Consider the following 19,075-nt stretch of genomic DNA (forward strand, 5'->3'; position numbering starts at 1 on the left):
AAGGCGATAAAACGCTTGCAGAATTAGCAATGGAATTTTCCGTCCATCCTAATCTGGTTAGCCAATGGAAACAGCAATTTGCTGACAATATAAACCGGGTGTTTGACAATGACGACGATAATTTAGAAAGCGTGCCTAAAACGGATAACAACTGTCATGCCAAAATCGGCCAGTTAATGGCAGAAAATGACTTTTTGAGTAAAGTGTTGGGACGTTAATCTCGGTGGACGGGGTAAGTACACCGCCCTATAGAGTTTACTAAACAGCCACCCGCTAAAGCTACTGGGTTCGTATAATGGACTAAAACTGATACGACCCATAAGGCTCGTTCAGGTTTCTGCCCTAAAATCATCATCCCCTTTGGGTTCAAAATGATGTTCCAAATAATTTCAGTGCTTCGATAACCTAGGGTCTGTTGACATATTATTGTCTAACCTAAGCTAGCAAAAACAAATGGTTAGATCCAAGCGTTGAAAGCTGCATCGTCATTCCGGCATGAATTGCCGGTATCCAGAAGCCAGGGAAGGACTCCATGCCGACTGGATGCCGTCACGCCCTGACGGCATGACGGTAATTGATCGATTTTCCGCTGATGAAATGTCAATAGAACCTAGTAATCGAAGTCAATAACTCCTTGAATCCCAGGTTGCCGCCAAACAAGCTACAGCAACCGCCGGGGCACAATCAGCCGCAGCAAGCCCACATAGGCTTCTGAAGCCTTCCAATAACCCGGAAAAATCCTGATAAGGTCGGCCTAAATTGAACGCTATCTGTTTAACCAGAAAACGGCCTACGCCTGCACCGATTAATGGGCTATTGTCAGGTAATTGGATACGCATCGCGAGCCGTTCACAGGCGCTTTGGATTCTTGCTATTTGTTGGTCACGAAGGTTTTTGGCAAACTTATGCCAACGGGGGAGTTCATTGGCACTATAATCGCAACCTATCATCCTTGCTAAGCGCTTGGCGCTTGCCGGTACGGTTTTTTCTGCGCCATCGGCGGTATCGGTTTGATCGTGCAACTCATTCAATTCTCCGGTTAGCCGATAAACATCCGCCATGGTCGCAAAATATTCTGCCATTAACCCGACTTCTTTACCTTCGTCCTGAACGGATTGCGCGACGGCCATGACGGCAGTTCTGACTATCCCGGTATAAATCAGCTCTTGGGATATTAAACGCTGGTAGTCAGTGTAACCCTCTGCCAATACCTTGCCTTCATTTAACAGAAGGATATCCGTTGTGGTGCTACCGATATCAACAAAAAGCCCATTCCCTACGCTTTGCGCCGCCCACGTTGCGCTCGCCAACCAATTAGCCGAAGCAATGCTTGAATAGTGGGTTGTGTTAGCATCGGCCATCCTTAAAAAACCATCCTTACCTGCATAAACCAACACCTCGCTATTAGGCAGGAGACAGTTCATCGCTGCCAGGATATGTTTAACACCATCCTCCCTATCCTCAAATAAATCAACCAGCTCACCCGTCATCGTAAGCACATGGCGGTTGGCGTGCAATGTCGATTCTCCTAGTATGTCTTTCACAGCCTCATGCAACCTATCTATCCCCTTCCATAATTGACAAGGCCGTTGATGCACGGCAATAACCCCTGATCCTGGCTGGATGATTGCCGCTTTTACATGGGCGCCGCCGATGTCCCAACCCATGATGTTACTTTGCATCGTTTTCCTGCCCATTGATTTGGATGTATACGGGTTGATTACGGGTCGGTTGTAGCACCGGGTCACCCGTCAATAACTCCACGACTGCTCGGGCGCAATTAATACCACGAGCGGCATAAATACCCGCATAAGAAGTCGTAAGACGGGGATTGATTTCAAGGACGAGGATCTGGTCTGGTGTTTCTATCAAGTCAATGCCGACATAAGCCCATAAATCGGGCATTGCAGTTGCCACATCATTAACCAAAGCCTGATACAGGGATGTGTCAGATGTAAAATTGACGGTTATTCCGGTCAAATGGTATTGCTTATTGATAATAGCGAATTGCTGCCGGTTGGCAGACACCAACCATCCACGACCTTGCTTAAACAGGCAGGATAAGCTGGTTTTTTCTCCTTTGAGATGAGGCTGCACAATATAGTCACCCTTATCAAGCGCAGCGGTTATCGTATCAAAATCTTCCTGATCAGTTATCAGATGGCTATCCATACAACCCACACCATCGATAGGCTTTACGATCCATTCCCCTGGCGTAAAACTGAAACTGGCTAGCCTTTGCGTTTCAACAGTAGCAATAGAATGCCGACGTAAATGTCCGTAAGTCAGCCATTTATTGCCCACAATGGCAACGACGCTGGCCGAGGAAGTCAGTAAGAGTTTTCCTGACCGGCCCACCTCTTCACATAAAGTTTGCAAAATGGAATCACATTCTGGCGCTATCGGCCAAATTGCATCGCACAATGACATCAGCCGGATAAATTCTTGGTGACACTCCTGTTCCAGTCCAATAATATGCGTATTAGCTGGTTTGGACGCTAATCTTCCCGCTATACGGAAATCCAGCATGATTAAAGGCTCGACCGTATCTATCCCGGCCAGATTGTCGATCAAAGACTGCATCATCAACAAGCCTTCTCTAGCCAGGGATTCGGGAAGATCGGACTTATTCAAACCGCCGCCAGTGATATACTCAAAAATCAGGACTTTTAACTTTTTCATGGGGCTATTTTATCATCAAGCCCCCATTCAACGGATTGAGTACGGAAGCCATGCAAATCATCCCAGTCATTGACCTCAAAAACGGCATCGTCGTACACGCCAAACAAGGTAACCGTGACCACTATGCACCATTAAAGTCCGAACTATGCAAATCTTCAGATATTTTTGATGTGATTGATGCGTTTTCGACGATTTACCACTTCCCAACTATCTACATTGCCGATCTCAACGCGATTTCCCGCCAAAGTGATAACGCCGTTTTGTTGGGTGAGGTGCTGACAGTTTTCCCGAATATCACGTTCTGGATAGATGGTGGTTACCCCTTATGCAATACAGCCTTCCAACAACTTGACAATTTTTCCCCCGTGCTGGGTAGTGAATCTTTTCAGGATGAAAATATTTCTGACATCAGAAAGTTTAAAAATAATTTTATTCTTTCCCTGGACTATTCGGTAACAGGCGAACTGGGCGCAAAAACCTTGTTTTCCGAACAGGGTTTGTGGCCTGAAAACATTATTATCATGAGTTTACCCAGGGTGGGTAGCAACCAAGGCCCTGATGTGGAAAGATTAGCGTCTTACCGTAAACAATATCCCCAACAAAAAATCATTGCTGCGGGCGGAATAAGGGGTAGCGAAGATTTGAGGACGTTGGAGCATATAGGAATCCAGCTAGCCCTGGTGGCCACCGCACTACATCATGGCAGGATAAGCCCACATGACATTGCAAATTGGCCGACAAAAAAATACCCCGTCTGAGCGGGGTATTTTTAACATCTTTGCTTATGTTATTAATTAGTTAGGAGCAAACGGATGTTTAGCGGTAGCTTTACCTTTTACCACCTCTGCCGCTGTTGGTGAGCCAGCAACAGCGCTTTTCAGCGCTTCTTTAGTCGCATCGTAGTTATATTTTTGGATTTTTGCGTCGTCTTCAGCATGCCAATGTATAAATACTCCCACGCACACGAACAAATCATCCGCTTCATTGGCAGGAATGGTGCCGTCTTCAACGCAATCTGCGATAGCCATAGCAACGCCGCGTTGCGCCGGGCCAAACATTTGCACAGCTTGTTTAGCGCCTTTGATAGTGACTTTATTGAACATAACGGTCGCTGGTTTAACCATCAGGTTAGGAGCAACCACAGCCAGCAGACTGTTATGACCGTCTTTGTTGTTGGTCAGGCAGTTTGCAAAAGCAGATTCTGCTGCTGAACCTCTAGGCCCGATGATCAAATCGATATGAGCCACTTCGTTACCGTCACCCACCAATGATTCGCCAACGCCCATTTTATTAATTTTTGCCATGCTGTGTTCCCCTCTGAAGAATTGTGAAAAAGAATTACTTACTTTTTGTTTAGTTTGAACAAAATCTTATTGATGATTTGTCAGTGTTTATGTTGGTAAAAAACTCCTCTAATAGCACTGACAATATAGTCGCTACAGTCATATCAGCTGTAGTACCAGGATTAACACCGATTAATTTAAACTCTGTATCCAGGCAAAAAAGCGCTTGCATTAGTTGCGTTGGGTCAGTAGCTTGCCCAAACTCCTCAAGAAATTGCCGCATCCTAGTGGCAACCCATTCTGTGTACTTATCCCCATGTTTTCTTTCGATATGACTATCGGGATATTGAGCCAGCAATTCCGCATACACGAACGCTGTTGCCCAATTTTTGTCTCTCCATTGACTAGGCTTGGCATTGTACCTTAAAACGGCGAAATCGAAAATATCTTTATAATCGGTGGTATATTGCAACGCTATCCGGTCTTTATCACTCGCTATTTGCATTGCTTGAGTGAGCGTAACTGAAGCAGGACTATGCACATCTTGCTCATCGGAATCGCCCAAGCCTCCTGGTGCCGCCAAGGTTATCGCCTTAAAAACCCAATCAGCATCAGTGATGGTGGTCACTGCAAGAACTTGGCTTAACGCTTGCCATAACGTCACATCAGCGGTGACACGAGTAACTGCCTGGATTAAAGGGGCGCATAGCAAGATAATACCTAAATTGGTGTTACATCTTACTGCCTCTCGCGTAGCTTTAACTGCATAGAATATCTTTTCGCCCAGGCAGTAACCAGGATTGCAAAGCGGCCCGGAACTCACCTCGGCGCTAATTCGAAAATCGCTTACCGACATGCCATGACCATCGGCATAGACACTGACATTGCCAGGCTTGAATGCCTGTAATTCAATTTCACACGCTTGTCGATAAAGCTCAGCTAATTGGTGCTGGCCTATCATGAACGCGCAGCTATGGCTTCTGGGATTGTGCGTTTAATGTGGCGATTGACCAAATCTTCCGCTAATAATGCGGCAATATTAACCGAACCGACGCTCTCCAGCCCTTTCCAGGCGGGAATGCTGTTCACTTCAATAACCGTGTATTGCCCTACCCTGTCCTGGATGATGTCCACACCCGCATAATCCATCACTAACGCCTTGGCCGCTTTTACGGCGATATCTGCGATTGCCGGATCTAAATCTATCGCCTCACTGGCCGCTCCTCGTGCGACATTGTTTAACCAGGATTTGCCGCGCCGCCGCATGATGGCAACGGCACGGTTATTGACAACAAAGACACGGTAATCCGAAAAACCATCGCCCGCGCAATGCACAAACCGCTGAAAATAATACACCCCTTTACTGGCAGCCAACCAAAACAGGTCGGTCATTTTTTCGATACGGCGAATGCCATCGCCTTGAGAACCAAACAAAGGCTTGGTGATAAGGAAATGGCCTTTTTTTAATTCATTTTCGGCAATATTGATGGAATCGGCACGGCTTTTTAATGCCCAGGCCAACGGCGTAGGCAAGCCTGCCTGATGCAACAAAAAACTGGTCATGGCCTTATCGACACTGCGCTCTATTGCATGTCCATCGTTGTAAACTGGGACATTCAACAGCTTTAAGGCATGCAGGATATCCAGGTACAAGACAACTTCTTCCAGCGATCCACCGGGAACACCGCGCACGAATGCCGCATCAGGAAGCACCTGTTCAAAACCTGGGATTTTGACCGGAATCTGCCCCGGCTCAATGGTCAAGCGGCATTCGGTCAAGGAAACAAAGTCGCTCCTAAACCCAAGCTTAGCAAATGCTTGACCCAGTTCCTTACCATGCCAGCCTGGATCATCGGTAAAAATAGCAATACGTCCCACAATCACAGCCTTATTTTTTGTTATTGAAATTCATATCGACACGCCACATCGGCGCAGTAGCGGTATCATTAATAAATAACACAGCACAGCCGCTGCACTTGATAGCCCTAAACTTAGCCAAAACTCCAAACCCTGCCTAAGTAGCAACGGCAACAACAAAAACAACACCAGGGACGGAAGCACTAACCAAAAAATTTGTTGGGACAGTTCGGCAATTTGCGCGCTTTGGGAACCCTCAATACGCATCCAGATGATAGCCAATAAGGACGTGAGCGGCAAGGAAGCGACAATAGCCGCAAATCCGCTATTCCGCTTGGCAATTTCCGAAACCGCCACAACAACCAGCGCGGAAACAACTAATTTAGTGAGGTAATACCACATTGCTACACAATATATCCGGCTATGCCCCAAATGACTGATCCAATAAGGCATTATCCAGTTTACCGGCGCGGAAACTGTTACCCGATTCTACCGCCGACACTATCACCGTCGCAGGGCTGAACAACATGGCATCGATTTTAAAAAAATCATATTCGTACTGTTTAAATATATCGGCAAAAGGTTTGCCGTAATCTTTTGAAGTTGAACTGGGCAAGCCGTTAGCCAATTTTTGTGCCGCTTCATCTGTGCCTTTAACAAAAATATGGACTTGCCCGGCAAACAGGATGGCATCATTGGCGCGACCCATCGCCTTTACGAACTTGGGGTGCGGTGGGCAAATAGGCGCACTTCCGCTGCCATCAACAATATTTTCCAAAGGAAAATGCAAGGCATGGGCTTTGTGCATGGCGACTTCCAGCACACGCGACACTACCTGCACACAACCTGCCAAACTGCTGGTAGGCGTGACGATAACCGTAAGCTTTGATGGGGAAATATTACAGGCGGCGGCCACTTTTTCGATAATTTCCACAGGAGGAATGGCATCGTTTTCAATCACGAGCGCAGCAGTATCAGCGGCATCTTGATAAGCCAATTCCTTATACAATTCTTCTACCGGCTCTTTTTTCCCTTCTTTCAGCTGGGTGGCCATGGCACGGGCAGGGCCTGAACCCAGCGCGTAATATTTATCATGCGACAAGCTCCAACCTGCATACTGGCTACCCAGGCAACTCAACACCGGGTTACTGGTATGTACGTTAACCGATAACGGCCAATTGCTGGTATAAGGGCTATGGCTGATCGTTACCTTACCTAAACCACCCATACAAATTTCAGCGATAATGCGCCCTGCCTCAATGCCCCCCGGCATTTTTATACCGGCATCAATAATCGTGCAACCGTTCTTCAATTGCTCAACACCCACCCGCAAAGTACCGGCGTTATCAATTAAATATTTTACTAATGGTTGGGTTTTATTATTGACACTGGCACTATATTCCATGAATTTGAAACCTGTCTAATTGGGTAATGATGAACGCTTGCTTTTTTAGTGACTGCTCCAGAACCTCTTCCGAGTCTTTTGCGTGCGTAATCATACTGCAAATCGGCTGGCCCGTGCTAATAATGCCGCCCACAATTGGAATATCCACAACTCCTTGAGGCCACTCAAAACCATTGGGAATTCGCGTATCCTGCTGCGTATAGACAACCTGATAACCGGTAAAACTGGCCTGTTCTCGCCCGTAGTCAAGTAGCTGGCCTTGACATGCCTTGATATGCCTGACAAATAAATCAGAACCATACAACTGCATACTCGCAGGTGGCCTGGGATTGACTTCCAGTACATAACTGGTTTGCCCAAATTGAATAAAATCCAGGGAATTTAAGCCTTTAAGGGATAACTCGGGGACGAGCTCATCTAGCCAAGCGCTTAATTGAATTTTTTGCTTAAGCAATAGCCCAGTGCTATTGATGATTCCTGAAAAGATAAATTCATCCCTGCCATTTAACGGGACTGTCCATTGCCGGTTAAAACCGATGACTTGGCTCCGATTGCCGTCAGCAAGAAACAAGACAGAATGTGGTATACCTTCTTGATATTTTTGCCAATAAACGGACGGTTCGGTGATTTCGTCCCTACGATACCTTCTTACCCCAACCCCACCCTGCCCTTGCACGGGTTTAACCAGCCAGCCCGTATCTCGTTCCGGTGTGTGGAACGACACTTCAGGATAAGGGATTTGTAATGTTTTTAGTAGTGAGAAAAATGCCGGTTTATCTTGTAGCCCGGCAAAAACTTCAGGTTGATTTCCCAGTAATGTCAGGCGATCACTCATCCACATCAAACTATCGGGATGCCGTTCAAAACCGCTGCCATAAACCACGCAAGTTACCGGGTACCGGCTAACGAAATAATCAATCGCAGGTAGCAAATGTTCTTCTGCCAATGAAGGAATTAGTTGAATGTCTTCAGCATAACTCTGTGTATCCTGATCGGCCCAAAGATCAATGGCCAACGGTTTCAACCCTGCTTGTTGAGCTGCTTGCACAAGCATACGCGCAGACCTTGCCACGACAACTAGGTGTTGGAATTCACGATCCGCGCCGTTTGCCAGACTGCCTCCAGACAGGTAGGTACGTCAATTGCGCTCTGTATAGTTAATAAGCAATGCAAAACAACATCTTTAACAATTATCTTTAAAAACCCAACACGCAAAGTTCATTATTGGTATTATAATCAGCCGAACGGTAATAGTTAGATATAACGTAGTGCATCCACCAATTTTCAGGGTTTTGATACGCGATGGCAAACGACAATAAAGACAAAATGAACCAGCAACTGGATGCCCAAATAATGGAGCTGGAACTACGGTTCAATCAGTTTCTCAAGGATCTGGAAGAAGATTATGATTTTGTCCCTTCAGCCGTGGCAAATAAAAAAGCTAGCCATGACGATGACTACTACCCTGAATTCGACAACCGGCTTGCCGAGATCGAGAAAAAATACGCTGGCGTCGACAGGAAATACACCATTGTGCTGACTCTCACAACCCTCTCGATGCTCAGCGTACTAGGCTACCTGGGTTATTTGCTTTTAGGTTGGTAAGCACTAATAAGCGCCTCACATTCCCTCCCAGGGCTTATACAAGCCTTCAACATTAACGCCAAATAGTTCCAATACCCGGCCGACGGTCTCATTGACCATCGCTAACAAGGAATCGGATTTGCTGTAAAAAGTAGGCATGGGCGGGAAAATAACGCCACCTGCTTCCGCAACAGCCGCCATGTTCCTGATATGGATTAAATTTAGCGGGGCTTCCCTGGGCATCAGCACCAATCGGCGGCGTTCTTTGAGCACCACATCAGCGGCACGCGAAATCAGGTTATCACCAAAACCATGGGCAACCGCTGCCAGGGTTTTCATTGAACACGGCGCGATTATCATACCTTCGGTCTTAAACCCACCACTGGCAATGCTGGCTGCGATGTCGTTAACCCCATGGCTAACATCTGCTAGTTCGGCCAGTTCTGACCGCCTCATCCCCATTTCATGTTTTATTGTGACTATGCCCGCAGCAGAAATGACAAAATGTGTCTCCCACTCTTCTTGCGTCCGTAAAACCTGTAGCATCCTGACTCCATAAATGGCCCCAGTTGCACCAGTCATGGCAATAATCAAGCGTTTTTGTTGCATCATTGTTTGACTAAGGCAGCAAATCGATCTGTCGCAGAAACCAAGGCGTCAATCATCTCCTCGTGTTGGGCAATATGCCCGGCATTAGGCAAGACAATGAATTCTGCGTTTGGCAAGGCCTGATGCAGGCTCACCCCTGCTTCCATAGGGCAAACTAAATCATAACGGCCATGAATAATCGTGGTTGTAATATTTTTCAACAAGCCGCAATTCTCAAGAATCTGATTGTCTTCGATGAAATAATGATGAACAGCATAATGGAGTTCCATGCAGACCTGTTTAACCGTTTCCTCCGAAGCTGGCCCTGACTCATCCTGATTCTGTAGCTGATACGCTTTTCCCAAGGCAAGCTGCCCATTCCAGGCTTGCCACTCCCTTGCAACCCGTGCTTTTGCCGTCTCGTCTGCACTATTGATGGCATCCCATAAACCCTGGACAAGATTGACTCGCTCTTGATCTGGAACAGATTCAACTAATCGTTGCCATTGTTCGGGATAAATCCGGTTTGCACCTAGTACCACAAACCAATCCATATCCTGCTGCCGCGCAAGGAATACGCCGCGAATAACCATCCCCAGCACCTTATCCTGATGTTGTTGGGCATATAACAAAGCCAGTGCGCCACCCCAGGAACCACCAAACACCAGCCATTTTTTTATGCCTAGCTGGGTTCGTATGCGTTCCATGTCATCGATTAAATCTTGCGTGGTATTGTTTTCCAGTCCACCAAACGGCAAGGACTGTCCACAACCACGTTGGTCGAACAGGATAATCCAATAATGGTCGGGATAAAAAAACCGCCGGTGATCGGGTTTGGTTCCAGAACAGGGGCCGCCATGTAAGAAAACTACCGGAATACCGTTGGGATTGCCGCTCAACTCAACGTAAACGGAGTGTTTGCTGCCGGTTTCCAGAAAAAACGTGCGGTAAGGACTGATTTCTGGATAAAAAGTTTTCATCTTAGCTGATCGGTTTAAATTCTTTTAATGAAATATCTTTCAAAAACCGATAGTGTTTCGTATTAGCCGACAAAACATCAAAGCCGTTCGCAACCGCCATCGCGCTAATCAATGCGTCGGCTAACTGCAAGGCATGGCTTAAATAGTATTGTTCGACGTAGAACATGGCTTTAGCCGAAATATCTTCCGTGACATACACTATTTTTGCATTCCACGTCCGTAACGCCCGCCGCAAACACGTCAGTTCATGTTTATTTCTCATCCCTTGAACCAACTCGATATAGCTTACGATCGAAATATAAAATTCTGACAAGGCTTCTATTTCATTGCGTGCATTGGGGTTGCCTTTCAGATACCAAATCAACACATCGGTATCGATCAACATCAAGAAAATCGGCTTTTACGCAAATCACGAACGTAACCGTCAACGCATTCAACATCGTCACGATCGCGCCAGGTTCCAAACAGACCATCCTCGCTTTGCAAATATTCCGCTAGATTATTATCTTCATAAGGCACCAATTTGGCGCACGGTTTTCCCCTGAAGGTAATAACAACGCTAGCTCCCCTGCTTACCGCATCCAAAAGTTCTTTGGAATGAAACCTGAGTTCTTTTGCTGTTGCTTTCATGTTAGCAAACCACTTGAAGTAATAATTTCAAAGTGTAAACTTTGAGGTGCGACACGTCAACACCAACCTTCAAACAACAAAAGGAGGGTTTACGCCCACGCGTCAAGTTAAATATGCGTGATTAAATCATCAATTGTGAAAGTTGATAAAAGATGGGCAATGCAGGTGTCATTGTAGGTTGTACCTGCTCCCCTTTTTTCTTTGGTGCTTTAGGGCAACCACAAGGGTTGCCCCTACATAAATACGCTGGGTAAAGGATTTTAATCGTTCGTCCGAATTAAACGATCCAACAAAACATCTTCAACATTCCGGCGGGAATCTCCGCCAAAACGTAGGCAGTATCACCTGAAAATCGGTAAATAACACGCCAGGGCGGAATAATCAGTTCCCGATAATGCCCTATGCCGTGCGCTAATAATTCGGGTACGATGCGGCCATGCTCTGGAAACAACACCAAGCCGTCCGTTTTATCCTTGTTGTTGGCAAAAGCCTTGATGGCGGCTTGCGGACTGGTAGTGTGAATATACCGGATGATGGCAATCAAGTCACTTTCTGCGGTTTTGCTCCAGTCAACCGAATAGCCAAGTGGTGGGCTACATAGCTAGATATGGTGTCAAGTGTAGCGCCTAATAAAGGTGACAGACATAAAAAAGGAGGGCTTGCGCCCCCCTTTGTGTTGACATCCCTATCAGACGATATCCGTATCGTATTCTTTTTCCTTAGAAACCGATACCCAAATAACCACCAGCGGTCAAGCCGTCAGTATTGACACCGTCAACACTTCTGCCGGTCAAGTGGTAACGAACATCAGCGCCCACATGCATGGCTTTCCACACTTGATATTCGGCACCTGCACCAAACATCATGCCTGGATTCAGTACGGTCACACCGTTAGATGGTGGGCTGATGACATGGAGAGCCAAACCAATTGGGATAATCCAAGGCCTGAAGGCACTGCCTTTCATGAATTTTATTTTTGGAGCGGCGGTTAAAGAAAACTGGGTTACAGTGACACCACCGCAAGCATTTGAGCCAGCCCTACCCGGCCCAGCCTCATCTTGCGATGCAAAATGTATAAGCGTACACAAAGGCCCCGTGTTTGAGTTAATGTTCACGGCTGGTCCCGTTGCGTTACCCAGTGCATTACCAACAGGAATGGGAGTATTTGCAGTATTTTGTGAGTCAACATTTGTGACGATAAGGGGGTTATTGTTGAACTTTTTACTACCAAAGTTTTTGTATTCAAACATCAACTCAGCATCCACTTCGGTATCATCCATCAAACCCCAGACATCATCAGTCAGGCCAAAATCAAAGCCGGCACCTACATAATAGCCGTCTTTATTGGTTCTGCCCCCACCCAATACGTTAACAATATCCCCAGTATTCAAATCTCCAAGTTCACCGCCGAATTGATTGCCGGTTAACAGGTCATTTCTTTTGCTGTCATTACGTGCAAAACCGCCACGGAAGAAGATCATATTGTCGTGTACTGTTTTAACTGGATTAGCTTTAGATTCTTGCATCCAGGTATCCAGTTCTTGAACCTTAGCTTGGTCAGCCCCTTGACCTGATGCGGCCCTAATGCCGGCCATTTCATCCTGCATGGCGCGAAGCTGCGCTTCCAACACATCGACCTTGCTCATCAAAGCCGCTTCATTGACGTGGTGTTGGGCCCGTGTGCTCGCCACCGCTTGTTGAGTTACCATGGCACCTGCCGCTGTTAAAGTAGCTGTGGCAATGCCCAGTATCAGTTTAGTTTTATTCATCATTATTCCCCCCTCATGAGGTTGTTATTTTACAAAATTTTGCTTTAATACAACAAAAATTTCCTACGAGGCTAAATAGTAGCAGCAAAACGGAATCACTACAAGTTTTTGTGTGTTTTTTATAATATTATATTTTTATTATAAATCAATTTATTACAAATAACTCTTAACTATTTTGTTGTATTGTCGGCAAAAAACAACAAAAACCACGAAAAACTCAAGCAACAATTCTCCGTTCTTTTTGTGTTACCCTAGAGGTTAATTGAAAATGGCCTTAACGACAAGACATTTCCTTATGGGAACCTCATAATTGTCAAATATCTCCTTCTCCCTCAGGGACGGCTGCATGGATGCAGAAGGTAGGTGGAAAAATGCTCCTGCATTTTCCACATTCACCACATCCCTGTGGCTTGGCAACGTCTGGAACAGTTGCCGAGAAGGCTGGGATGAGGTGTATGTAACCACTTGATTTTATTCTCCTCACCCAACTCTCTCCAGCAGGAGAGGGAATTAGAAGTTCCCTTACTACACACCCTCTTAATCCATGACAACAAGCACAGACATCACCCTGATAGGCGGAGGTATTATCGGGCTGTTAACCGCCCGGAAGTTTTATAATGCTGGCGCCACGGTTACCGTCATTGACAAAGGGCTGTTGGGAAAAGAGTCTTCCTGGGCGGGCGGTGGTATCCTGCTACCGCTTTATCCCTGGCGGCAAAACCAGGCCATTACCTTATTGGTTAAACAAAGCCTGGGGCTGTATCCTGCCCTGGCCTCCCAGCTATCTGAGGAAACGGGTATCGACCCTGAATGGAATCCCTGCGGATTATTAATCACCCAAAACCCTGATATTACTGCCGCTACGGATTGGTGCAATCACAATAAAATAACGTTTGAAGAAGCTGAAAATATGCTTGACGGCTTAGGCACAATGGCTGTCCACCCGCTGTGGCTACCCCATATAGCCCAAATCCGTAATCCCCGGCTGATTAAATCGCTAAAACAGGATCTCCTGCAAAAAGGGGTCAGATTGATTGAAAACTGCCAGTTAAGCGCCATCAATCTCGACAACAACCGGGTGAATTCAATTGCTACCAGCATTGGGAACCTGCTCATTAACGAATTAATCATCACCGCTGGCGCATGGACATCTGAGCTTTTGAAGCAGTTTTTCCCTACTATCAGGGATAACAGTCCACAAATTTCCCCCGTCAAAGGACAAATGTTACTGTTCGCCGCCAAACCGGACACCTTGCGGACGATAGTGCTGGACGGCGACCACTACCTGATCCCAAGGCTGGATGGTAATATCCTGGCTGGCAGCACGGTAGAAGGCGATACGTTTGACAAAAGCACAACGCCAGAAGCCAAAAACCAGATCAGCGCCTTCGCACTGAAGTTATTGCCTGCATTGAAAGATTACCCCTTGGTTAAACATTGGGCGGGGATAAGGCCCGGAACGCAAAATGGCGTACCTTATATTGATAGGCATCCTGAAATCAACAATTTAAGCATCAATGCCGGTCATTTTAGGAACGGACTGGCGATGGCACCCGCTTCCGCGCAGTTGATAGCCGACTTGATCCTAGGCCGTCCTACTTCTGTTGATCCTGAGCCTTATCGGTTGAATAGGCTGGTTTAGAAATAATTAAGAATTTACCCCCATTTCCCAGCCCATAGACACCTACAAAAGTTCCTCGTCATCTCGGCAGGGAATGCCGAGATCCAGAAGCCAGGGATGGCAATGCTGAATAGTGCAATCCGTTTTTTAGCCGCATGAAACCATTATTGATCTGTTGTTCACATCCCTGTGTTCTGGATTCCGGCAGTCCATGCCGGAATGACGGCGGTGGTGACTGATGCCTATACCCTCAAGAAAAAGGTATTATTTGTTGATTCTTTAATTCGCCTTACTTAGCCACCACAGAACTCCAACAATGAATTTTTATCCTCTACTTCGCCCCCTGCTCTTTGCGCTGGATGCTGAAATCGCCCATGAGGTAACGCTCAAGCTATTGAACGCAGCTTTCGTTTCCGACTTAAGCAAGCTACTTTATCCATCCGTAAGCGATAAACCAGTTAATGTCATGGGGCTGAATTTTAAAAACCCCGTCGGCCTTGCGGCGGGTTTGGATAAAAATGGCGATTACATTGATGCGCTGGCTGCCTTGGGTTTCGGTTTTATCGAAATAGGCACGGTAACGCCCAGGCCACAGCCGGGCAATCCAAAGCCGCGCTTGTTCAGGTTGCCTGAACACCAGGCCATCATCAATCGCATGGGTTTCAATAATTTGGGCATAGATCACTTGCTGGCCCAGGTTAAGAAAAGCCGTTATAAAGGCATTTTAGGGATTAATATCGGCAAGAATTTCGATACGCCGATGCAACACGCGGTGGACGATTATTTAATCGGCTTACGCAAGGTTTATGCCGCCGCCAGTTACATTACGATCAACATCTCCTCACCCAACACCCAGAACTTGCGCCAATTACAGCAGGGCGACGAAAGCAGGAAGCTGATGTCTGCACTTAAGGAAGAACAACTCAAACTTCAGCAGGAATACAGGAAATACGTACCCTTAGCGCTGAAAATAGCGCCTGACCTTGCTGATGCAGACATTTCCCGCATTGCCAAACTTCTGTTGGAATTTGAGGTAGACGGCGTTATTGCGACTAACACCACCATTTCCCGCGACAGGATCGCAAATCATCTGCTCGCCAGTGAAATCGGGGGTTTAAGCGGTAGTCCGGTTAAAGATAAAGCCACCGCAGTCGTTAAAGGATTATCGGTAGAATTGCAGGGCAAAATTCCGATTATTGCCGTGGGCGGTATATTAAGCGCTGATGATGCCCAGGAAAAATTTGCTGCGGGAGCCACCCTGGTACAAATTTATAGTGGGCTTATTTATCAGGGGCCGGAATTGATAAGGGAAATAAACGAAGGCACAAGGCCAAAGGCACAAGGCTAAAAACAGCTTTTATCATGCGCCTTTGGCCTTGTGCCTTTCGCCTTAAATCTTCACTCCCCCGCAATCGACATCCTTTCAATCAGGATAGAACCCGTACGGATATTGCCACGATAATCCACATCATCGCCAACCGCGACGATGTTTTTGAACATGTCCTTCAAATTACCGGCAATGGTGATTTCTTCAACCGGATATTGGATTTCGCCGTTTTCTACCCAGAAACCCGCAGCGCCGCGTGAATAATTGCCGTTTACCATATTAACGCCTTGCCCCATTAACTCAGTAACCAACAATCCGGTATTAAGCTGTTTTAGCATGGCCTGAAAATCATGCACTCCGGGTGTAATGGTCAGATTATGCACACCGCCTGCATTACCCGTGCTTTGCAACCCTAACTTCCGAGCAGAATAAGTACTTAACACATAACCGCGCAAATAACCTTCACGCACAATATCCCTGGTTTGCGTAGCGACACCTTCACCATCATAAGCCGAACTGCCTAACGCGCCCTTTAGCAAAGGCTGCTCAAAGATGTGGATAAAATCTGGAAAAATTTGCGTATCCAGCGCATCCAGCAGGAATGTTGATTTACGGTACAGATTGCCGCCGCTAATCGCACCCACCAAGGAACCTAACAGCCCCGAAGCAATTTCTGCACAATACAAAACCGGACATTGCCGGGTTGATAAGCGCCGGGCATCCAGACGCCTGATCGTGCGTTCCGCCGCTTTTTTGCCGATTGCCGCAACAGCTTCCAAATCCTTAGCCTGCCTTGCAACGCTGTACCAGTTATCGCGCTGCATACTGTCGCCATGCTGCGCCACGACCGAACAACTCAGAGAATGGCGGGTCGACAGACAACCCTGAAGAAAACCCAGGCTATTCCCCATCACACGAGTACCTTGATGAGTATTGACCGACGCGCCTTCCGAATTAGTGATATCCGGGTGGAAAGACAAGGCCGCAGCCTCACATTCAATAGTCAAGGCAATCGCTTCATCGGCAGTCAACTCCCACGGATGGTTAAGATCCAGATCGGGGAATTCTGTTGCCAGCAAATCCTTGTCCGGCAAACCTGCGAACTCATCCTCACTGGTATAAAGCGCGATACTACAGGCAGCTCTGACGGTTTCTTTAATGGCATCCGGGGATAAATCCGTGGTACTGGCCGAGCCTTTGCGCTTACCGAAATATACGGTGATACCTAAGCCCTGGTCGCAATGATGTTCAATCGTTTCAATCTCGCCCATACGCGCCGTAACCGACAAGCCGTTCTCCTGGCTCAGCCCCGCTTCCGCTGCCGTCGCGCCCTGTTTTCTGGCCTCATCCAGCAAGCTTTGCACGATGGTTTGTAAACGCTCAATGTTTTCCTGATTTTGCAATGTGCTCTCTTACAAAGGTTATAACGAACAATAGGGTGTTTCTGAACGGACACTAAATTACGTTGATTAGTCCCTTTTTGGCCTCTGTTTTTTGGCAGTAGATTCGATTACGCTTGCCGCACTGAAGGTGGCTAAGGAAAAAACTATGTTTTTGGTGAAACAAAATTTACCCAATCCGTCCTCAATGATCGGCAGATGCTGCCGGGTCGCGGTTATTATAACCCTAGTCCTGGTTGATTTCATAGGCATCCCCAATCAGGCTCACGCCAGCCGGGACGGCCGTAACGGCTTTTCCGGAAATCCTGACACCAATGGCGGCGCAACCTGCGTTGTGTGCCACGCCGTGGGCGCCAACGTGCCAAATGTTGCTCTTTCCGGCCCGACAGTTGTCAGTGCCGGCACAACCCATGAGTTCTCTGTCACCATCAATGGTGGACTGGCCGGTACAGCGGGCGTCAACATCTCTGTAAGTGATTTCTACGGAACGTTATCCCCTAAAGACAGCGAATTACACTTGATTGGGACTGACCTGGCGCATTTCAATCCTAAACCATTTTTGGGCAACGAGGTTACCTTTTCTTTCCTGGACGGCTCCAGAATTCAACGCCAATGTAGCCCTTTATGCCGCAGCCAACTCGTCCAACGACCAGCTTGATCTTTTAGGCGACGGTACCAATACAGCCACCCTGAATATTACCGTACAAAATGGACAATCTCCGCCTCCGCCACCCCAGCCTGCTGCCGATATTGCCCTAGACTTGGTTGCCTCCAGATTGAATAAGCCCGTAGAGATTGCCCATGCTGGGGATGAACGATTATTTGTGGTCGAACAGCCCGGCCTAATTCGGATCATCGACGACAATGGAAATCTGCTCGGGGCGCCCTTCCTCGACATTCAAAGTCGGGTGGATGACTCGGGCAGCGAAATGGGTTTGTTGGGACTCGCTTTCCACCCCGACTATGCAGCAAACAGCTATTTTTACGTCTATTACACCAGGAATACGGGGGCAAGCCTGATCCGAACACGCATTGCACGGTTCGAAGTGAGTTCCGATCCCAATGTGGCTGATGCCAATAGCGAGCAGGTGATCATGGAGTTCGAGCAACCTTTTGCGATCCACAATGGCGGCGCTCTGCATTTTGGCCCCGATGGCTATCTCTACATCGCTTCGGGCGATGGTGGAGGCAGTGGCGATCCACAAAATCATGCGCAAAATAATCATGTGTTGCTTGGCAAAATGATTCGAATCGATGTCAACGGCCCAGCCGGAGCCAATGACGGGCCGGATTGCGATATCTCCGGTAACCGCAACTACCGGATACCACCGAGCAATACCTTTGATGACGGGACTGGCGGGTTAGGCTGCGATGAAATTTATGCCAGCGGTCTGCGTAACCCATGGCGGTTCAGCTTTGACAGACAGACCGGCGATTTATGGATCGCAGATGTTGGTCAGAGCGCCTACGAAGAAATCGATTTCATTCTATCAGGTGCAGTGGGAGGGCTCAATTTTGGCTGGCGTTGCTTTGAAGGTAACCAAACGTTTAACAGCAGCGGTTGTAGCGGGAATTACTTTTTTCCCGTGCATGAATATCCCCACACGAACGGTAATTGCTCTGTAACAGGCGGTTATGTATACCGCGGCTCAGTCTATCCCGCGCTGACAGGGCATTACTTCTATACCGATTTTTGTAATCCTGCGATCCAGACATTGAGCGGATCCCCCAGTAATCCCGTTGTCTCGCAAGTTTTACCCAGCGGGGGTATCAGTACACCATCCAGTTTTGGGGAGGACTTTTTCGGGGAGTTATATATAGCTAGAGACCTTTGCACGGATAACAAAAACCCCGGCTGAATGGTGTGTGCCAATTTTTTCGAATGGGTATAGCCCCCTAATAGGCAATACTCGGCTGAAATACGCATTTAGTACGCCATTTTTCATAAA

General features: G+C 47.2%; 21 protein-coding genes and 1 pseudogene. 7 read left to right on the top strand and 15 right to left on the bottom strand.

The annotated features are described in order from the left end of the window. Positions 1–218: transposase (locus ACLQ6D_RS16920; RefSeq protein ID WP_411728480.1), on the top strand; the 218-nt coding region annotated here is incomplete at its 5' end. Between the two features lie 405 nt (positions 219–623). Here the strand turns inward: ACLQ6D_RS16920 and ACLQ6D_RS16925 are convergent. Both ACLQ6D_RS16925 and ACLQ6D_RS16930 read right to left on the bottom strand, forming a co-directional pair. Then, positions 624–1,682, bottom strand: a complete 1,059-nt coding sequence (locus ACLQ6D_RS16925) for a hydantoinase/oxoprolinase family protein (RefSeq protein ID WP_411728481.1) — start codon at positions 1,680–1,682, stop codon at positions 624–626. After that, positions 1,672–2,682 (bottom strand): ATP-grasp domain-containing protein, encoded by a 1,011-nt coding sequence (locus ACLQ6D_RS16930; RefSeq protein WP_411728482.1) that lies wholly within the window; start codon positions 2,680–2,682, stop codon positions 1,672–1,674. Before ACLQ6D_RS16930 ends, ACLQ6D_RS16925 begins: the two co-directional genes overlap by 11 nt. Before the next feature lie 50 nt (positions 2,683–2,732). Between ACLQ6D_RS16930 and ACLQ6D_RS16935 the strand changes: the two genes are divergently transcribed. After that, positions 2,733–3,440, top strand: coding sequence for a HisA/HisF-related TIM barrel protein (locus tag ACLQ6D_RS16935; RefSeq protein WP_411728483.1), 708 nt, complete (start codon positions 2,733–2,735; stop codon positions 3,438–3,440). Positions 3,441–3,476: 36 nt separating this feature from the next. On the opposite strand, the gene fae is transcribed toward ACLQ6D_RS16935, so the two are convergent. The 6 genes from fae to ACLQ6D_RS16965 are packed head-to-tail and all read right to left on the bottom strand — an operon-like array spanning position 3,477 to position 8,281. Further along, on the bottom strand, positions 3,477–3,986 hold the full coding sequence (fae, locus tag ACLQ6D_RS16940; protein ID WP_411728484.1) for a formaldehyde-activating enzyme: 510 nt from the start codon (positions 3,984–3,986) through the stop codon (positions 3,477–3,479). Positions 3,987–4,035: 49 nt separating this feature from the next. Then, a complete protein-coding gene (locus tag ACLQ6D_RS16945) occupies positions 4,036–4,926 on the bottom strand; it encodes a triphosphoribosyl-dephospho-CoA synthase (protein ID WP_411728485.1) in 891 nt (296 codons plus the stop codon). Beyond that, the gene (locus tag ACLQ6D_RS16950) at positions 4,923–5,843 is read right to left on the bottom strand and encodes an ATP-grasp domain-containing protein (protein ID WP_411728486.1); all 921 of its coding nucleotides are present in this window, start codon (positions 5,841–5,843) and stop codon (positions 4,923–4,925) included. The genes ACLQ6D_RS16945 and ACLQ6D_RS16950 overlap by 4 nt, the downstream gene beginning before the upstream one ends. 30 nt (positions 5,844–5,873) lie before the next feature. Next, a complete protein-coding gene (locus ACLQ6D_RS16955) occupies positions 5,874–6,224 on the bottom strand; it encodes a DUF3147 family protein (RefSeq protein ID WP_411728487.1) in 351 nt (116 codons plus the stop codon). Between the two features lie 19 nt (positions 6,225–6,243). Next, positions 6,244–7,227 carry a methenyltetrahydromethanopterin cyclohydrolase gene (mch, locus tag ACLQ6D_RS16960; protein ID WP_411728488.1) on the bottom strand — a complete coding sequence of 328 codons (984 nt, stop codon included), beginning with the start codon at positions 7,225–7,227 and terminating at the stop codon, positions 6,244–6,246. Then, entirely contained in the window at positions 7,217–8,281 is a 1,065-nt protein-coding gene (locus tag ACLQ6D_RS16965) for an ATP-grasp domain-containing protein (protein WP_411728489.1), read from the bottom strand. The genes mch and ACLQ6D_RS16965 overlap by 11 nt, the downstream gene beginning before the upstream one ends. A 248-nt stretch (positions 8,282–8,529) precedes the next feature. Between ACLQ6D_RS16965 and ACLQ6D_RS16970 the strand changes: the two genes are divergently transcribed. Then, the gene (locus ACLQ6D_RS16970) at positions 8,530–8,832 is read left to right on the top strand and encodes a hypothetical protein (RefSeq protein WP_411728490.1); all 303 of its coding nucleotides are present in this window, start codon (positions 8,530–8,532) and stop codon (positions 8,830–8,832) included. A gap of 15 nt (positions 8,833–8,847) precedes the next feature. On the opposite strand, the gene ACLQ6D_RS16975 is transcribed toward ACLQ6D_RS16970, so the two are convergent. From ACLQ6D_RS16975 to ACLQ6D_RS17000, 6 genes and pseudogenes are all read right to left on the bottom strand, one after another. Continuing rightward, complete coding sequence (locus tag ACLQ6D_RS16975) at positions 8,848–9,423, bottom strand: UbiX family flavin prenyltransferase (RefSeq protein ID WP_411728491.1); 576 nt, start codon at positions 9,421–9,423, stop codon at positions 8,848–8,850. Next, entirely contained in the window at positions 9,420–10,379 is a 960-nt protein-coding gene (gene pip, locus ACLQ6D_RS16980; protein ID WP_411728492.1) for a prolyl aminopeptidase, read from the bottom strand. The genes ACLQ6D_RS16975 and pip overlap by 4 nt, the downstream gene beginning before the upstream one ends. A gap of 1 nt (position 10,380) precedes the next feature. Further along, positions 10,381–10,764: a type II toxin-antitoxin system VapC family toxin gene (locus ACLQ6D_RS16985; protein WP_411728493.1), complete on the bottom strand. Its 384-nt coding sequence runs from the start codon at positions 10,762–10,764 to the stop codon at positions 10,381–10,383. After that, positions 10,764–11,009 (bottom strand): type II toxin-antitoxin system Phd/YefM family antitoxin, encoded by a 246-nt coding sequence (locus ACLQ6D_RS16990; RefSeq protein ID WP_411728494.1) that lies wholly within the window; start codon positions 11,007–11,009, stop codon positions 10,764–10,766. Before ACLQ6D_RS16990 ends, ACLQ6D_RS16985 begins: the two co-directional genes overlap by 1 nt. 277 nt (positions 11,010–11,286) lie before the next feature. Further along, positions 11,287–11,571, bottom strand: a pseudogene (locus ACLQ6D_RS16995) (type II toxin-antitoxin system RelE/ParE family toxin); the annotation flags it as partial. A gap of 157 nt (positions 11,572–11,728) precedes the next feature. Next, positions 11,729–12,781: a porin family protein gene (locus ACLQ6D_RS17000; RefSeq protein WP_411728495.1), complete on the bottom strand. Its 1,053-nt coding sequence runs from the start codon at positions 12,779–12,781 to the stop codon at positions 11,729–11,731. Positions 12,782–13,322: 541 nt separating this feature from the next. Between ACLQ6D_RS17000 and ACLQ6D_RS17005 the strand changes: the two genes are divergently transcribed. Both ACLQ6D_RS17005 and ACLQ6D_RS17010 read left to right on the top strand, forming a co-directional pair. Next, positions 13,323–14,420, top strand: coding sequence for an NAD(P)/FAD-dependent oxidoreductase (locus ACLQ6D_RS17005; RefSeq protein WP_411728496.1), 1,098 nt, complete (start codon positions 13,323–13,325; stop codon positions 14,418–14,420). A gap of 295 nt (positions 14,421–14,715) precedes the next feature. Then, positions 14,716–15,747, top strand: coding sequence for a quinone-dependent dihydroorotate dehydrogenase (locus tag ACLQ6D_RS17010; RefSeq protein ID WP_411728497.1), 1,032 nt, complete (start codon positions 14,716–14,718; stop codon positions 15,745–15,747). Positions 15,748–15,797: 50 nt separating this feature from the next. Here ACLQ6D_RS17010 and pmbA read toward each other — a convergent pair whose 3' ends face one another. Continuing rightward, entirely contained in the window at positions 15,798–17,129 is a 1,332-nt protein-coding gene (gene pmbA, locus ACLQ6D_RS17015) for a metalloprotease PmbA (protein ID WP_411728498.1), read from the bottom strand. Between the two features lie 154 nt (positions 17,130–17,283). Here pmbA and ACLQ6D_RS17020 point away from each other — a divergent pair, with 154 nt between their 5' ends. Next, the gene (locus ACLQ6D_RS17020; RefSeq protein WP_411728499.1) at positions 17,284–17,784 is read left to right on the top strand and encodes a choice-of-anchor V domain-containing protein; all 501 of its coding nucleotides are present in this window, start codon (positions 17,284–17,286) and stop codon (positions 17,782–17,784) included. A 118-nt stretch (positions 17,785–17,902) separates the two neighbouring features. After that, complete coding sequence (locus ACLQ6D_RS17025) at positions 17,903–18,985, top strand: PQQ-dependent sugar dehydrogenase (RefSeq protein ID WP_411728500.1); 1,083 nt, start codon at positions 17,903–17,905, stop codon at positions 18,983–18,985. The last annotated feature ends 90 nt before the right edge of the window (positions 18,986–19,075 follow it).

This window comes from Methyloglobulus sp., from assembly GCF_046714055.1.
Classification (GTDB): Bacteria; Pseudomonadota; Gammaproteobacteria; order Methylococcales; family Methylomonadaceae; genus Methyloglobulus.

What these genes read in the sequence shown, in the direction of transcription:
- ACLQ6D_RS16955 (WP_411728487.1), bottom strand. Translation starts at nt 6,224, where the DNA reads ATGTGGTATTACCTCACTAAATTAGTTGTTTCCGCGCTGGTTGTTGTG.
- ACLQ6D_RS17010 (WP_411728497.1), top strand. Translation starts at nt 14,716, where the DNA reads ATGAATTTTTATCCTCTACTTCGCCCCCTGCTCTTTGCGCTGGATGCT.
- fae (WP_411728484.1), bottom strand. Translation starts at nt 3,986, where the DNA reads ATGGCAAAAATTAATAAAATGGGCGTTGGCGAATCATTGGTGGGTGAC.
- ACLQ6D_RS16990 (WP_411728494.1), bottom strand. Translation starts at nt 11,009, where the DNA reads ATGAAAGCAACAGCAAAAGAACTCAGGTTTCATTCCAAAGAACTTTTG.
- mch (WP_411728488.1), bottom strand. Translation starts at nt 7,227, where the DNA reads ATGGAATATAGTGCCAGTGTCAATAATAAAACCCAACCATTAGTAAAA.
- ACLQ6D_RS16970 (WP_411728490.1), top strand. Translation starts at nt 8,530, where the DNA reads ATGGCAAACGACAATAAAGACAAAATGAACCAGCAACTGGATGCCCAA.
- ACLQ6D_RS16965 (WP_411728489.1), bottom strand. Translation starts at nt 8,281, where the DNA reads ATGCTTGTGCAAGCAGCTCAACAAGCAGGGTTGAAACCGTTGGCCATT.
- ACLQ6D_RS16925 (WP_411728481.1), bottom strand. Translation starts at nt 1,682, where the DNA reads ATGCAAAGTAACATCATGGGTTGGGACATCGGCGGCGCCCATGTAAAA.
- ACLQ6D_RS16935 (WP_411728483.1), top strand. Translation starts at nt 2,733, where the DNA reads ATGCAAATCATCCCAGTCATTGACCTCAAAAACGGCATCGTCGTACAC.
- ACLQ6D_RS16975 (WP_411728491.1), bottom strand. Translation starts at nt 9,423, where the DNA reads ATGATGCAACAAAAACGCTTGATTATTGCCATGACTGGTGCAACTGGG.
- ACLQ6D_RS17000 (WP_411728495.1), bottom strand. Translation starts at nt 12,781, where the DNA reads ATGATGAATAAAACTAAACTGATACTGGGCATTGCCACAGCTACTTTA.
- pip (WP_411728492.1), bottom strand. Translation starts at nt 10,379, where the DNA reads ATGAAAACTTTTTATCCAGAAATCAGTCCTTACCGCACGTTTTTTCTG.
- ACLQ6D_RS16930 (WP_411728482.1), bottom strand. Translation starts at nt 2,682, where the DNA reads ATGAAAAAGTTAAAAGTCCTGATTTTTGAGTATATCACTGGCGGCGGT.
- ACLQ6D_RS17005 (WP_411728496.1), top strand. Translation starts at nt 13,323, where the DNA reads ATGACAACAAGCACAGACATCACCCTGATAGGCGGAGGTATTATCGGG.
- ACLQ6D_RS16985 (WP_411728493.1), bottom strand. Translation starts at nt 10,764, where the DNA reads ATGTTGATCGATACCGATGTGTTGATTTGGTATCTGAAAGGCAACCCC.
- ACLQ6D_RS16945 (WP_411728485.1), bottom strand. Translation starts at nt 4,926, where the DNA reads ATGATAGGCCAGCACCAATTAGCTGAGCTTTATCGACAAGCGTGTGAA.